Source organism: Streptomyces sp. NPDC051913, from assembly GCF_044593635.1.
Taxonomy (GTDB): Bacteria; Actinomycetota; Actinomycetes; order Streptomycetales; family Streptomycetaceae; genus Streptomyces.
Window position 1 is genome coordinate 234,464 of record NZ_JBIUCI010000007.1, and the last position, 14,408, is coordinate 248,871.

Here is a 14,408-nt window from a genome sequence, read left to right on the forward strand (position 1 = left end):
CATGGTCACCGTGGGTAGTTGACGCGGCATGCACGACGTACGCACCGTAAGGGCGCCCTCCATGCTGCGGCTCGCGGCCGCCTCCCTCGCCGGGACGGCCATCGAGTTCTATGACTTCTTCGTCTACGGGACCGCGGCGGCGCTGGTCCTGGGGCCGCTGTTCTTCCCGACGTTCTCGCCGCTGGCGGGGACGCTCGCCGCGTTCGGCACGTTCGGGGTGGGGTTCGTCGCCCGGCCGCTGGGGTCGGTGCTGTTCGGGCACATCGGCGACCGGCGCGGCCGGCGGCCGGTCCTTGTGCTGTCGCTGCTGCTCACCGGCGGTGCCACCGTCGCGGTCGGCTGTGTGCCGACGTACGACTCCATCGGGGTGGCCGCTCCCCTGCTGCTGCTCGGGTTGCGGTTCCTTCAAGGGCTGGGGCTCGGCGGGGAGTGGGGCGGGGCGGTGCTGCTGACGGCGGAGCACGCGCCGGCCGAGCGGCGCGGGCTGTGGTCGAGCTTTCCGCAGGTCGGGCCCGCGCTGGGCTTCCTGCTCGCCAACGGTGTGATGTTGGTGCTGTCGGCGACGCTCACGGACGCGCAGTTCGCTTCATGGGGGTGGCGGGTTCCGTTCTGGGCGGCGGGTGTGCTGGCCCTGGCGGGGCTGTGGCTGCGGTCGTCGCTCGTCGAGAGCCCGTCCTTCCTCGAACTCGACGACCACGCGCGCGTGCCGCTGGCCGAGGTGGTCCGCGACCACTGGCGGCTCGTCCTGCTGACGGCCGGCGGGCTCGCGGTCGGGTACGCGATCTTCTACGCGGTGACGACCTGGTCCCTCGCCTACGGGACCGAACGGCTGGGCGTGAGCCGTACGGTGATGCTGGCCTGCATCATGGCCGCGGTCGTGGTGAAGGGCTCGCTCACGCCGGTGGTGGCGCTGCTCGGCGACCGGTACGGGCGGCGGCCGTTGTGTCTGGCCGGGTGCGCGGCGGCGGCGCTGTGGATGTTCCCGATGGTCGCGCTCCTCGCGACGGGGGCTCCGCTGCTGATGTTCCTCGGGTTCCTGGGCGCGATGCTCGCGTTCATCACGATGTTCGCGGTGATCGCCGCGTATCTGCCGGAGCTGTACGAGCCACGGGTGCGCTGCACGGGTGCCGCGGTCGGCTACAACCTCGGCGGGGTCCTCGGGGGCGCGCTCACTCCGATCGTGGCGACGGCGCTGGCCGAGCGGGGCGGCCGGGTGCCGTGGGGGGTGGGGGCGTATCTGACGGGGATCGCGCTGCTCAGCCTGGTCTGCTTCGCGCTGCTGCCGGAGACACGACCGGTGGGGCCGACGGCGGCGGTCAAGGCGGAGCCGGTCATGGAATGAGCGGGGCGGGCGGCCTGAAGGGCGTTCTGGCGGCGCGCGGTCTAGGCCCCGCGGCCCCGGGATGATCCGAAAGACACGACCTAGTTCTAGGGGTTGAGCGCCAGTTCCAGGTAGGCCGCGAACACCACCAGGTGTACGCCGCCCTGGAGCGGGGTGGCCCGGCCGGGCACCACTGTCAGGGAGCTCACGACCACGGTCAGGGCGAGCAGCACCATATGGGTGGAGCCGAGGCCGAGGACGAGCGGGCCGTCGAGCCAGACGGTGGCCAGGGCGACGGCGGGGATGGTCAGGCCGATGCTGGCCATCGCCGAGCCGAGCGCGAGGTTGAGGCTGGTCTGCACCCGGTCGCGGCGGGCGGAGCGGAGCGCGGCGATGGTCTCGGGGAGCAGGACCAGCAGGGCGATGATCACACCGACGACGGCATGCGGGAGGTCGGCGGCCTCCACTCCGGACTCGATGGTGGGCGACACGCCCTTGGCCAGTCCCACCACGCCGATCAGGGCGAGGCCCAGCAGGCCCAGGCTGATCAGGGTGGTGCGGGCGGAGGGCGCGTCGGCATGGTCGTCGGCGGTGATGACCTCGCCTTGGCGGGTGATGGGGAGGAAGTAGTCGCGGTGCCGCACGGTCTGGGTGGCGACGAACAGGCCGTACAGGATCAGCGAGGACAGTGCGGCGAAGGTCAACTGGACGCCGGAGAACTCCGGGCCCGGCTTGCTCGTCGTGAACGTCGGCAGCACCAGGCTGAGGGTGGCCAGGGTGGCGACGGTCGCGAGGGCGGCGCCGGTGCCCTCGGGGTTGAAGACCGCGATGCCATGGCGCAGGGAGGCGACCAGGAGGCAGATGCCGACGATGCCGTTGCAGGTGATCATCACGGCCGCGAAGACCGTGTCCCGGGCGAGGGTCGAGCCCTTGCTGCCGCCGTCGGCCATCAGGGTGACGATCAGCGCGACCTCGATGATGGTGACGGCGACCGCGAGGACGAGCGAGCCGAAGGGTTCGCCGACCCGGTGGGCGACGACCTCGGCATGGTGCACGGCGGCCAGGACGGCGCCCGCGAGGACCACGGTCACCAGGCCGACCACCACGCCCGGCAGATCACGCCCCCAGGTGAAGGCCAGCAGGACGACCGCGAGCACCGGCACGAGGAGCGTCCACCGGGTGGTCAGCGACCTGAGCCGAGCGATCATGAAGCGATCGTCGCAGAGGCGAAGGGGCCCCGCACTCCGGCGGTACGGGGCCCGGCGGGCGCTACTTGAACTCGGTGACGTCCACGACGTCGCAGTCGGTGAAGGTGGGTGGCTTGGTACACAGCGCGGCCATCTGCTCGGCGAACTTGGTCGTGTCGGGGTGATCGCTGTTGGCCATCGCCTCGTCGTAGGAGTCGAACTCGATCACCGCGAAGTAGCGGTTGGGCTGGTTGCGGTCCTTCAGGACGAGGCGGTGCGTGGGGCCGCCGCTGCGGGCCGCCATGCTCTCCTCCTGCTGCTGAGCCAGCTCGCGCATCTCGTCGATGCGGTCGGTCTCGAAGTCGAGAATCTGTACGAACTTCATGGGTGCGTCCATGGTGCCTCCACCCGGCCGTGGCGTCTCCGGCGTGGAGACGCTCCGCAGACAACCGAAGCACCGGGAGCGACAGGCGGCAATCGGTCATGCGGCGCTCCCGGTGCTGGTTGTTCCTACGTCCGACGTGGTCAGGCGTCGATGCTGTCCTTCGGAGCGCCATCGCTCCGCGTCTGCGCCGCCTGCTTCCTGGTGGCGCGGAGGCTGGTGATCGTGGTGACGACCAGGACGCCGCAGATCACGCCGAGGGAGACCGGGATGCTGATCTCGGGGACGTGGACCCCGGACTCGTGCAGCGCGTGCAGCACCAGCTTGACGCCGATGAAGCCGAGGATGATCGACAGGCCGTAGCTGAGGTGGACCAGCTTCTTCAGCAGGCCGCCGATGAGGAAGTACAGCTGGCGCAGACCCATCAGGGCGAACGCGTTGGCCGTGAAGACGATGTACGGGTCCTGGGTCAGGCCGAAGATCGCGGGGATGGAGTCGAGGGCGAAGAGCACGTCGGTCGTGCCGATCGCCAGCATCACGACGAGCATCGGGGTCATGACCCGCTTGCCGTTCTCCTCGATCCAGAGCTTGGTGCCGTGGTAGCGGTCAGCCACGCCGAAGCGGCGCTCGGCGGCCTTGAGGAGCTTGTTCTCCTCGAACTCCTCGTCCTCCTCGTCGGCCCGGGCCTCCTGGATGAGCTTCCAGGCGGTCCAGATCAGGAAGGCGCCGAAGAGGTAGAAGACCCACGCGAAGCTGGCGAGGATGGCGGCGCCCGCGGCGATGAAGACGGCCCGCAGGACCAGGGCTATGAGGACACCGACGAGGAGCACCCGCTGCTGGTACTGCGAGGGCACCGCGAACTTCGCCATGATCAGGACGAAGACGAAGAGGTTGTCGACGCTCAGGGACTTCTCGGTGATGAAGCCCGCGAAGAACTCTCCACCGGCCTGACCCCCGCCGAAGATCAGCAGGCCGAGGCCGAAGAGGCCGGCCAGGGCGATCCAGACGACCGTCCAGATCCCGGCTTCCTTGATGGACACGTCGTGCGGCTTGCGGCCGATGAAGAAGTCGACCGCGATGAGGGCGGCCAGGCCCACGATGGTCAGGACCCACAGGGTCACGGAAACATCCACTGATCCTCCGGCATTACGTAACGGCAAATGTCAGCGTCGTCGCGCTGCCGGAGGTCTCTTCCACCCAAGGTGGGCCGACGCCCCGGGAACGGATCCATGGGATCTGCTCCGTATTGACGGGTACGCCGCATCGACAGGGAGTACTCCCCTCCGCAAGGAAAACGGTACCCCAATCACCAAGGAAAGGTAAAGCGATTGGCAAAAGAAAGGTCAAAGTCGCAGTTCGTGGGCCTTTACGTGTACTTGGTACGGGCGGCTGCGAGCTGACTCAGCACCCGCTGGAGCACCTGGCTGCCCGGCGGCACGAGCGAGGGCTCGTACGTCCAGGCATGCCCCACCCACGGGTCGGCGAGATGATCGTCGGGCACCGGACTCAGTCGCAGCAGCGAACGCCACAGCGGGTCCAGCAACGGGCCGTACGCGGAGGCCTCCTCGCGGTCCGCCACCATCATCAGATGGACGCCGACCGCCGGGCCCTCGTCGGCGAGATAGCGCAGCTGGGTCACGGCACGGTCGTCGAAGCCGTGCGGAAAGTCGTTGACGATCAGCAGCTGCTCGGAGGTGTCGAAGCCGGGTGGGAGCGAGTCGGGCGCGCCGCCGCGCACCGCCATCTGCACCAGGTCGACACGCTGGGTGAGCCGGGCCAGGACGTCCGCGACACCCGCCGCGCCGAGGGCGGGCGGCCCGGCGAGCACACCGGTCTGCACCAGCGGTACGAGCGCCTGCCCGCCGGAGCCCGCCGGGTCGATGACGTGCACGGTGAACTCGCCGGCCGGATAGACGGCGAGCAGCCGGGCCGCGTGCGCCACCGCGGTCTCCATCGCCAGACGCTTGAGGTCGTGGGAGTCGGTGAAGGAGCCGTCGAGCGAGTCGGCGCGCCCGCTGTCGATCCACAGACCGCGCTCCAGCGGCAGCCGGACCAGCATCGGGATGCGCAGCTGCGGGGCCTCGGGAAGATGCAGGTCGCCCAGGCGCAGGGCCATGGGGATCTCCATCGGCACCCGGTGGCCGTGCCAGACGGGGTTGTCCCAGCGGGCGTAGGCCGCGGGCAGCGCGGGCTCCACGACGTCGGCCTCGGCGGCGAGCTGGGCGAGGTCGCGATCCAGGGCCGCGCGCGCCTGGTCGACGAGTTCGGTGTGCCGGGCGCGGGCCGCCTCGCGCGCGGCGTCGCTCTGGCCGCCGATCCGGCTGCGCGGATCGGACAGGGCCTGGTCCAGCTCCTTCTCCATACGGGAGTCGGCGAAGTCGACCGCGCTGCGGTACGCGGCCATGGTGCGGGCCAGGTCCTCGAACATGCCCCACACCTGGTTGTAGAGCCGCTCGTCCATGGACCAGCCGGTCGCGTCGCCCGCGACGGGCTGCTGGGGCTGTCCGGGCTGGGCCGGGGGCGCGGTCGGCGGGGGCGGCGGCGGGGCGGTGGTCTGGCGGCGCGGATGGCTGTAGTTGACGGTGCCACCCGCGGTGGCACCCGGCTGGGCGCCGGAGGGCGGGTCCGCGGCGGCCGGGGGGTCATAGGGCGAGGCGGGCGGCTGCCCCGGGGTGCCTGGTGTCTGGGCACCGTAGGGAGAAGTGGGCTGCCCGGGCGCGCCCGCTGCCTGGTTGCCGTAAGGCGACGCGGGCGGGGGCGGTGGTACGGCGCCCTGAGCTGCGGCGCCGCCCTGGTCGGCGCCGAGGGTCGGGGTCGCCGCGTGCCGGGTGCGGTCGCCGTCGGTGCGGGGCGCCTGGACCGAGCGGGCGAGGCCCTGGGCCACGGCGTCGTTGATGCTGCCGGCCAGTTGGTGGGCCTGCGGCAGACCCTGGTCGGCGAGGAGGTCGGCGAGACCGCCGGCGTATCCCTGGCCGACCGCGCGGACCTTCCAGGCGCCCTGGCGGCGGTACAGCTCCAGGGCGACGACGGCGGACTCGGCCTCCAGGCCGGTGATGGTGTAGCTGGCGACCTCGGAGCCGTCGAGGCCGGTGACCGCGAGGAAGGGGGCGGCGAGACCACCGAACCTGACGGGGCCGCCCACTCCGGTGGGCAGGGCGAGCAGCACGCTGACCCGGTGCACCGCTTCCGGCACGGCGTCGAGGTCCACCGCGAGGCGGTGGTCGGCGGCGGCCTGGCGGGAGACCTCCAGGCCCGGCAGGGTGGGGGCGCCCGGGTGGGCCACCCATTCGATGCCGTGGACCTTGCCGTGCTCGTCGCTGAGCGTCACGCCGGCCACGATCGGCTTGCCGGCCGAGACCCGGATCTCGAGACGGGCCTGGGAGAGCGGGTGGTTCTGCCCCCGCACCAGCTCGGCCGTCATGCCTTCGTCCCCCTGTGTCGCTTTCGGTGTCGGGTGCCGCCAGGGCCCGGCGGACGGATCATGCCGGTGTCGCGGGCCCTGGCCGGGCGGGCTACAGGTGCGGCAGGATCGCCGGCATCAGGTCCTGGAAGGTGCGGCCGTTGGCCGGTGTGCCGAGGGCCGTCATCGTCCAGCCGGGGCCGGTGCGGTGCACCTTGGCCATGATCTGGGCCGTGTAGGCGCCGCCGCCCGCCAGCGTGTAGCGGGCCAGCTCCTGGCCGTTGGTCTCGTCGACGAGACGGCAGAACGCGTTCTGCACTTCCTGGAAGGTCTGGCCCGTGAAGGAGTTCACGGTGAACACGATCTGGTCGATGTGGACCGGGACGCGCGCCAGGTCGACGAGGATCGCCTCGTCGTCGCCGCCCTGGCCGACACCGCCGACGAGGTTGTCGCCGGTGTGGCGAACCGAGCCGTCGTCGCTCACCAGGTGGCGGAAGAAGACGACGTCGACCGGCTGCTTGTCCGCGAACAGCACGGCGGAGGCGTCCAGGTCGATCTCGCGGGTGCGCGAGCCGAACAGGCCGCGACGGGGAGCCGCCTGCCAGCCGAGACCCATGCGCACCGCGGTCAGGCTGCCGCCGTCGTTCTTCTGCAGACTGATGGCCTGACCCTTGGTCATGTTGACGGTCACGCGCTGATTCCCCTCTCGAACTGTCCCCTGTTGCCGCGGAGTCCGCGGTTGACCAGAACCCTACGCAGGGGCACTGACAGTGCCGCTACCCGGGGCGCAATTTGTGTCGGTCTTGCAACACAGCGCGTACAACAGGGGCGTCGCGTGTCCGTCAGGCGATGCCCGCCTCCCGCATCTGGCGGAGTTCCTTCTTCATCTCGGAGACCTCGTCGCGCAGCCGGGCCGCGATCTCGAACTGGAGATCGGCGGCGGCGGCGCGCATCCGCGCGGTCATCTCCTCGATCTGCTCGGCCAGCTCGGCCGCGGGCCGATCGGTCGGCACGGTGTCCTTGGCCTTGCCCTTGGCGGCCTTGCCGCCCGCCGCCTTGCCGCCGAGGGACGGCACCGGTGCCTTGGCGCCCTTGCCGTCCTTCTGCTTGCGGTAGCCGGAGCCGAGCAGTTGCTCGGTGTCGACGTCCTCGCGGGCGATCTGCGCCACGATGTCGTTGATCTTCTTGCGCAGCGGCTGGGGGTCGATGCCGTTCGCCGTGTTGTAGGCGACCTGCTTCTCCCGGCGCCGGTTGGTCTCGTCGATGGCTTTCTCCATCGCCGGGGTGATCTTGTCGGCGTACATGTGGACCTGGCCGGAGACGTTGCGCGCCGCGCGGCCGATGGTCTGGATGAGGGACGTGCCGGAGCGCAGGAAGCCCTCCTTGTCGGCGTCGAGGATCGCCACCAGGGAGACCTCGGGGAGGTCGAGGCCCTCGCGGAGGAGGTTGATGCCGACCAGGACGTCGTACTCACCGGCGCGCAGTTCGCGCAGCAGCTCGACGCGGCGCAGGGTGTCGACGTCGCTGTGCAGATAGCGGACCTGGATGCCGAGCTCCAGGAAGTAGTCCGTGAGGTCCTCGGCCATCTTCTTGGTGAGCGTGGTGACCAGGACGCGCTCGTCCTTCTCGGTGCGCTTGCGGATCTCGTGCACCAGGTCGTCGATCTGGCCCTCGGTGGGCTTGACCACGACCTCCGGGTCGATCAGACCGGTCGGGCGGATGATCTGCTCGACGACGCCGTCGCCGCGGGAGAGTTCGTAGTTGCCGGGGGTGGCCGACAGGTAGACGGTCTGCCCGATGCGCTCCTGGAACTCCTCCCACTTCAGCGGGCGGTTGTCGAGGGCCGAGGGCAGCCGGAAACCGTGGTCGACGAGGGTGCGCTTGCGGGAGGCGTCGCCCTCGTACATGGCGCCGATCTGCGGGACCGTGACATGTGACTCGTCGATGACCAGCAGGAAGTCGTCCGGGAAGTAGTCCAGCAGGGTGTTCGGCGGGGAGCCGGGCTCACGGCCGTCGAAGTGCATCGAGTAGTTCTCGACGCCGGAGCAGGAGCCGATCTGACGGAGCATCTCCAGGTCGTACGTGGTCCGCATGCGCAGCCGCTGGGCCTCAAGGAGCTTGCCCTGCTTCTCCAGCTCGGTCAGACGCTCACCGAGCTCCTTCTCGATGTCGTTGACGGCCCGCTCCATGCGCTCCGGCCCTGCCACGTAGTGGGAGGCCGGGAAGACGTACAGCTGCTGGTCGTCGCTGATGATCTCGCCGGTGAGCGGGTGCAGCGTGGACAGCGCCTCGATCTCGTCGCCGAACATCTCGATGCGGACGGCGAGCTCCTCGTAGACCGGGAAGATCTCGATGGTGTCGCCGCGGACCCGGAAGGTGCCCCGGGTGAAGGCCAGGTCGTTGCGCGTGTACTGGATGTCGACGAAGCGGCGCAGCAGCTCGTCACGGTCGAGTTCGTCGCCGACCCTGAGGGGGACCATCCGGTCCACGTACTCCTGCGGAGTACCGAGACCGTAGATGCAGGAGACCGAGGCGACCACGATGACGTCGCGGCGGGTCAGCAGCGAGTTGGTCGCGGAGTGGCGCAGCCGCTCGACCTCCTCGTTGATCGAGGAGTCCTTCTCGATGTAGGTGTCCGACTGCGGGACGTACGCCTCGGGCTGGTAGTAGTCGTAGTACGAGACGAAGTATTCGACCGCGTTGTTCGGCAGGAGCTCCCGGAACTCGTTGGCCAGCTGGGCGGCCAGGGTTTTGTTCGGGGCCATCACCAGGGTGGGCCGCTGGAGCTTCTCGATCATCCACGCGGTGGTGGCGGACTTGCCGGTGCCGGTCGCGCCGAGGAGGACGACGTCCTTCTCACCGGCCTCGATGCGCCGGGCCAGGTCGGCGATGGCCGTCGGCTGGTCGCCGCTGGGCTGGTAGGGGCTGACGACCTCGAAAGGCGCCACCGTGCGTTCGATGTGGGAAACGGGCCGCATGGAGTCCACCGTACGACCACCCACTGACAACGCGGTGCGGTCACCAGTTCTGCGGAGTCCGGGAGCTGCGCTGGCCGACCCGTCGGCGGGGGCGGACCGAGGGGCGGCGGGCCGTGTGCGGGGCGTCGGCGTGGGCCGGAATACCTGGCTTGTTCTCGACGGGCGCCCAGTCGGGCTTGCCCATGACCATCAGCGGGTCGAACATCACGACGACGCCGGCGATCAGCAGGAAGGCCAGCGGGCCGATCATCATGGGCGCGAGCAGTTCGGCGGGCGAGTCGCCCGAGGTCGGGGCGGCGGAGCTGCCGTGCAGATGGACGCTGAGGGCGGCCATGCCCGTGTAGTGCATACCGCTGACGGCGAGGCCCATGACGAGACTCGCGCCCACGCTCCACATCAGGCCCCTGACCTGGCCGGCCGCCCACAAGGCGGCGGTGGCGGCGGCCATGGCTATGACGACGGAGGCGGCGACGGTCAGCGTGTTGTATTCCAGGTTTCCGTTGAGCCGCATCCCGGCCATGCCCAGATAGTGCATCGAGGCGACGCCCAGGCCCGTAATGGTGCCCCCGGTGAACAGCGCCGTTCCGCTCGCGCCCTTGTAACCGACTATGAAGATCCCGACGCCCACCATGACAATCGCGACGCCGAGGCTCGCGAACGTCGTGGCTTTGTCGTAGTGGATCGGGGCGCCCCTGACGGTGAAGCCCATCATCGCCACGAAATGCATGGTCCATATGCCGGAGCCGATCGCGGCGGATCCCATGGCCAGCCAGCCGGGTCGCCACGAGTGCGACACCAGCATGGATCTGGTGGTGCAGCGCAGGCCGAGGGCGCCTCCCAGGCAAGCCATGAGGTAGGCCACCAGCGGTGTGACGAGTCCGTAGCTGAATCCGTCGACCGTGCCTTGCATGCGCGGCTACCCTTCCGCCTTCTTGCGTCCCGGAATGTGCTGAAATGCGCCCCCTCCCAGGACCGCCCGAGCGGTCAGGGTTGAGGCGAAGAGTATGACCCCCACCGGAATGGTCGAACGATTTTCCGGCAAAGAAACACGCCCTTGCCACGCCGTTGCCGCAGTTGTGCGGCACCGGTGAGCGGAGTTGGGCAACTCCATTCAATCTGTGGTCATTCTGTACTTCCGCTGCTGTTGACCCTCTGCTGTCACAGTGGAGCTGTCAGTGAACGCCCGATGCAAGGAGTACGCATGCACGCGCGTGCAGTTGCCGCCACGACCACCGCGCTCCTGGGAACCGCCGCCCTCCTGCTTCCCTCCTCCGACGTCCGGGCCGCCGACGACGGCGAACGGCCCACGGTCATCGCCCACCGCGGCGCCTCCGCCTACGCACCCGAGAACACCCTGGCCGCCGTCGACACCGCGGCTCGGCTGGGCATCCACTGGGTCGAGAACGACGTCCAGCGCACCAAGGACGGCAAGCTCGTCGTCATCCACGACGACAGCCTCCAGCGCACCACCGACGTCGAGCAGGTCTTCCCCAGCCGGGCGCCCTGGAAGGTGAAGGACTTCACCGCCGCCGAGATCGCGCGCCTCGACGCGGGGAGCTGGTTCGGCCCCTCCTACGCGGGCACACGCGTGCCGACGCTGGAGCAGTACGTGCACCGGGTCGACCGCAACCACCAGAATCTCCTCCTGGAGATCAAGAACCCGACCCTCTACCCGGGCATCGAGCAGCAGACCCTCAAGGTGCTCAGCAACGAGGGCTGGCTCGACAGCGGGCACCTCGCGAGCCGGCTGATCGTGCAGAGCTTCAGCGCGGACAGCGTGCGCACCGTCCACCAGCTGAAGCCCGGCGTCAAGACGGGCCTCCTCGGCACGCCGTCCGCGGCGGAACTGCCCGCACTCGCGCAGTTCACCGATCAGATCAACCCCTCCCACACCACGATCACCACCGGTTACGTGGCCACCGTCCACGCCTTCGACGGGGCGCACGGCAAGCCGCTGGAGGTCTTCGCCTGGACCGTCAACAGCGCGGAGACCGCCCGCCAGGTCGTCGGGTACGGAGCCGACGGCCTCATCAGCAACAAGCCCGACGTGGTCCGGGACGCGACCGGCGGGTCCTGAGGCCCCGGGCGACGCCCCGCGGGGCGTTGTCAGTGGCGGGTCGTACGGTGGGCGCATGGACAGCCATGGGCAGAACGCGCAGCAGGTCGTCTGGGCCGTCGTCGGTACCGGCATCGGCCCCCTGCTGCTGGCCGCGACCCGCGACGGACTGGTCAACGTCGTGTTCCACGCCACCGACCCGGTGCGCGACAAGGCGCTGGACCGGCTCGCCTCCCGACTGGGCGGCGAGCCGGTCGAGGCGCCCGGTTCACCGCTGCTGGCCGAGCCGATCCGTCAGGTGGAGGCGTACTTCGAGGGTCGGCGGCGCGATTTCGAGCTGCCCCTGGACTGGTCGCTGATATCCGGCTTCAACCGGCAGGTGCTGCGCGAGCTGGCGGCCGGGGTGCCGTACGGCAGCGTCGTCGGGTACGGCGATCTGGCCGGGAGGGTCGGCCAGCCGGGCGCGGCCCAGGCGGTCGGGGTGGCGATGGGGTCCAACCCGCTGCCCGTGGTCGTGCCCTGCCACCGGGTCGTCGAGAGCGACGGCGGGATCGGCGGTTTCGGGGGCGGGCTGGAGACCAAGCGGAAGCTGCTCGCCCTGGAGGGGGTGCTCCCCGAACCGCTGTTCTGAGAGGCGGCGGCCTCCGTCACGACTTCGACGCGCTGCGCACCCGCCTGGAGGAACACTCGGTGCCCGTCTCGGAGATCTTCCACGACTCCTACGGAGCCCGGGGCGCGGCCCCGCGCAGCTTCTACTTTCGCGATTTCTACTTTCGCGATCCGGACGGGAACGTCTTCGAGGTACGGCACTACGACTGACCGGCGGGACGGCCCGCGCTGTCGGCGGCGCCCGGGAGCATGGTCATGCGGTCCGCCCCGGCTTTCGGCGCGAGGTCGAGGATGGTCTCCTCGTTGAGCCGTACGGACGGGAAGGGCGCCTTTCCGGCGGCGAAGTCGGTGACCCTCAGGGGGCGCAGGCCGAGCGCCTTCTCGTAGAAGTCGGCCGACGCCGTCGGGTCGCGCACCCAGAGGACGACATGGTCGAGACGTGTCGAGTTGTCCGTCATGCACCCCAGGCTGGTGTCGTCTCCCACGGCTCGCAAGGGTTTGGCCGGGTGCGCCGCCCGCCAGAGATGAGGGAAGGACGATCGACAGGAGGCGGGCGCGTGGTGCTGGTGGTTTCCGAAGAAGTGCGCGAGGCGATCGACGCGCGTCGACCCGTGGTGGCCCTGGAGTCCACGATCATCGCGCACGGGTTGCCGCGACCGCGCAATCTCCAGGTGGCGCTGGAGCTGGAGGACGTCGTACGGCAGGAGGGCGCGGTTCCCGCGACGATCGCGGTACTGGACGGGCGGCCCCATGTCGGCCTGGACAAGGAGCAGTTGGAGCGGGTCGCGAACGAGGACGGGATCCGCAAGCTGGGGCATCGCGATCTGCCGCTCGCGCTGGCCGCCGGGGTGAGCGGGGCGACCACGGTGTCGGGGACCGCGCTGCTGGCGGCACTGGCGGGCGTCCGGGTGTTCGCGACGGGCGGGCTCGGCGGGGTGCACCGGGAGTGGACGGTGACCCAGGACGAGTCGGCCGACCTGGGGCTGCTGGCGCGGACGCGGATCACGGTGGTGTGCGCGGGCGTGAAGTCGATCCTGGACGTGCCCGCGACCCTGCAACGGCTGGAGACGCTCGGCGTCGCGGTGGCCGGGTACGGCACGGACCACTTCCCCGGCTTCTATCTGTCGGACTCGGGCCACCCGGTGGACTGGACGCTGGCCTCCCCGGGGCAGGTCGCGGACGTGATGCGGGCCCAGGACGCGCTGGACGGGCCCGAGTCGGCGCTGATCGTCGCCAACCCGGTGCCGGAAACCGAGCAGTTGGACCCGGATCTGCACGCCCGCGTACTCGCCGACGCGCTGCACGCGTGCGAGGAGCAGGGCGTCACGGGACAAGGTGTCACCCCGTTCCTCCTGGACTATCTGGTGCGGCACACCGACGGCGCCTCCCTCAGTGCCAACCTGGCTGCGGTCCGGGGCAATGTGCGGCTGGCGGGGCGGATCGCGGCGGCCTGGGCCGGGGCGTAGAGGTGAGGTCCGAGGGGTCCGGCGCCGAGGTGTCGGACGTCCGTTCGTCGCCGGGTGCCCTGCTGGTCGTCGGGGACGTCGTCACGGACATCGTCGCCCGGCATCGGGGGCCGCTCGCGGCGGGCACGGACACGGTCTCGGCGATCCGGACCCTGCCCGGCGGGGCCGGCGCCAACGTGGCCTGCTGGGCGGCCCATTGGGGTGGCAGCGAGGTCCGGATGCTCGGCCGGGTGGGCGCGGACGCGGTGGCCTGGCACGAGCGGGAACTGGCGGCCTGCGGGGTACGGCCCCGTCTCGTCGTCGACCCGGAGGCGCCGACCGGCACGGTGATCTGCCTGGTCGACACGGGTGCCGCCGCCGAGCGGACGTTCCTCACGGACAGTGGCGCGGCCGTACGGCTCGACCCGGGCGACTGGACGGACGCACTGCTCGACGGGGTGGCCCGGCTGCATCTGTCGGGATACCTGCTGTTCTCCGCGCCGAGCCGCGCGTTCGTGGAGGTGGCGCTGGCGTCGGCACGCGCGCGGGGGGTGCCGGTGAGTCTGGATCCGGCGTCGGTCGGGTTCCTGAGGGAGCTGGGGATCGACCGTTTTCTCGCGCTGGTGGACGGGGTCGACGTCCTGCTGCCGAGCCGTGACGAGGCCTGTCTGCTGACCGGGTTGCCCGATGTGGAGGACGCGGCGGCCAAACTCAGCCGTCAGGTACCGCTGGTGGTCGCCAAGCAGGGTGCGGACGGTGCGCTGGTGGCCCGTGGGGGCACGGTCACCGTCCGCGTCCCCGCGGTCCCGGCCACCCCGGTGGACACGACCGGCGCCGGTGACGCCTTCACCGGCGCCTTCCTCGCCACCCTCCTCACCGGCGCCGAACCGGAGGACGCGGCGCGGGAGGGGTGCCGGGCGGGGGCGAAGTCGATCGAGAGGGTGGGAGGCAGGCCACCGGGGTCCGGATGATTCCGAACGGTGATTCCAGCCGGGCAGTATGCCGGCGGTGTCCCAACGCTCCGGAATAC

12 protein-coding genes and 2 pseudogenes are annotated in these 14,408 nt (G+C 70.5%); 6 read left to right on the forward strand and 8 right to left on the reverse strand.

What is annotated here, in order from left to right; all coding sequences use genetic code 11:
• The first annotated feature begins 28 nt into the window (after positions 1-28).
• Positions 29-1,342, forward strand: a complete 1,314-nt coding sequence (locus tag ACIHIX_RS22925; RefSeq protein WP_399959004.1) for an MFS transporter — start codon at positions 29-31, stop codon at positions 1,340-1,342.
• An 86-nt stretch (positions 1,343-1,428) separates the two neighbouring features.
• Here ACIHIX_RS22925 and ACIHIX_RS22930 read toward each other — a convergent pair whose 3' ends face one another.
• From ACIHIX_RS22930 to ACIHIX_RS22960, 7 genes are all read right to left on the reverse strand, one after another.
• On the reverse strand, positions 1,429-2,529 hold the full coding sequence (locus ACIHIX_RS22930) for a calcium:proton antiporter (RefSeq protein ID WP_399959006.1): 1,101 nt from the start codon (positions 2,527-2,529) through the stop codon (positions 1,429-1,431).
• A gap of 61 nt (positions 2,530-2,590) precedes the next feature.
• Positions 2,591-2,905 (reverse strand): hypothetical protein, encoded by a 315-nt coding sequence (locus ACIHIX_RS22935; RefSeq protein WP_399959007.1) that lies wholly within the window; start codon positions 2,903-2,905, stop codon positions 2,591-2,593.
• Between the two features lie 128 nt (positions 2,906-3,033).
• A complete protein-coding gene (locus tag ACIHIX_RS22940) occupies positions 3,034-4,023 on the reverse strand; it encodes a TerC family protein (RefSeq protein ID WP_399959009.1) in 990 nt (329 codons plus the stop codon).
• Between the two features lie 233 nt (positions 4,024-4,256).
• Positions 4,257-6,311 carry a TerD family protein gene (locus tag ACIHIX_RS22945; RefSeq protein WP_399959011.1) on the reverse strand — a complete coding sequence of 685 codons (2,055 nt, stop codon included), beginning with the start codon at positions 6,309-6,311 and terminating at the stop codon, positions 4,257-4,259.
• Positions 6,312-6,402: 91 nt separating this feature from the next.
• Positions 6,403-6,981, reverse strand: coding sequence for a TerD family protein (locus ACIHIX_RS22950; protein WP_329340429.1), 579 nt, complete (start codon positions 6,979-6,981; stop codon positions 6,403-6,405).
• Positions 6,982-7,132: 151 nt separating this feature from the next.
• Positions 7,133-9,268, reverse strand: coding sequence for an excinuclease ABC subunit UvrB (uvrB, locus tag ACIHIX_RS22955; RefSeq protein WP_399959013.1), 2,136 nt, complete (start codon positions 9,266-9,268; stop codon positions 7,133-7,135).
• Positions 9,269-9,308: 40 nt separating this feature from the next.
• Positions 9,309-10,178, reverse strand: coding sequence for an MHYT domain-containing protein (locus ACIHIX_RS22960; RefSeq protein WP_399959015.1), 870 nt, complete (start codon positions 10,176-10,178; stop codon positions 9,309-9,311).
• A 291-nt stretch (positions 10,179-10,469) separates the two neighbouring features.
• Between ACIHIX_RS22960 and ACIHIX_RS22965 the strand changes: the two genes are divergently transcribed.
• The 3 genes and pseudogenes from ACIHIX_RS22965 to ACIHIX_RS22975 all read left to right on the forward strand — a co-directional run.
• Positions 10,470-11,345 (forward strand): glycerophosphodiester phosphodiesterase, encoded by an 876-nt coding sequence (locus ACIHIX_RS22965; RefSeq protein WP_399959017.1) that lies wholly within the window; start codon positions 10,470-10,472, stop codon positions 11,343-11,345.
• 55 nt (positions 11,346-11,400) lie between these two features.
• Complete coding sequence (locus tag ACIHIX_RS22970) at positions 11,401-11,955, forward strand: methylated-DNA--[protein]-cysteine S-methyltransferase (RefSeq protein ID WP_399959019.1); 555 nt, start codon at positions 11,401-11,403, stop codon at positions 11,953-11,955.
• A gap of 20 nt (positions 11,956-11,975) precedes the next feature.
• Positions 11,976-12,143, forward strand: a pseudogene (locus ACIHIX_RS22975) (VOC family protein); the annotation flags it as partial.
• Between the two features lie 5 nt (positions 12,144-12,148).
• On the opposite strand, the pseudogene ACIHIX_RS22980 reads toward ACIHIX_RS22975, so the two are convergent.
• Positions 12,149-12,391, reverse strand: a pseudogene (locus ACIHIX_RS22980) (VOC family protein); the annotation flags it as partial.
• A 99-nt stretch (positions 12,392-12,490) separates the two neighbouring features.
• Between ACIHIX_RS22980 and ACIHIX_RS22985 the strand changes: the two are divergent.
• Together ACIHIX_RS22985 and ACIHIX_RS22990 are read left to right on the forward strand one after the other, a co-directional pair.
• The gene (locus tag ACIHIX_RS22985) at positions 12,491-13,399 is read left to right on the forward strand and encodes a pseudouridine-5'-phosphate glycosidase (protein ID WP_399959021.1); all 909 of its coding nucleotides are present in this window, start codon (positions 12,491-12,493) and stop codon (positions 13,397-13,399) included.
• A 2-nt stretch (positions 13,400-13,401) separates the two neighbouring features.
• Entirely contained in the window at positions 13,402-14,349 is a 948-nt protein-coding gene (locus tag ACIHIX_RS22990) for a carbohydrate kinase family protein (RefSeq protein ID WP_399959023.1), read from the forward strand.
• Positions 14,350-14,408: the final 59 nt, after the last annotated feature.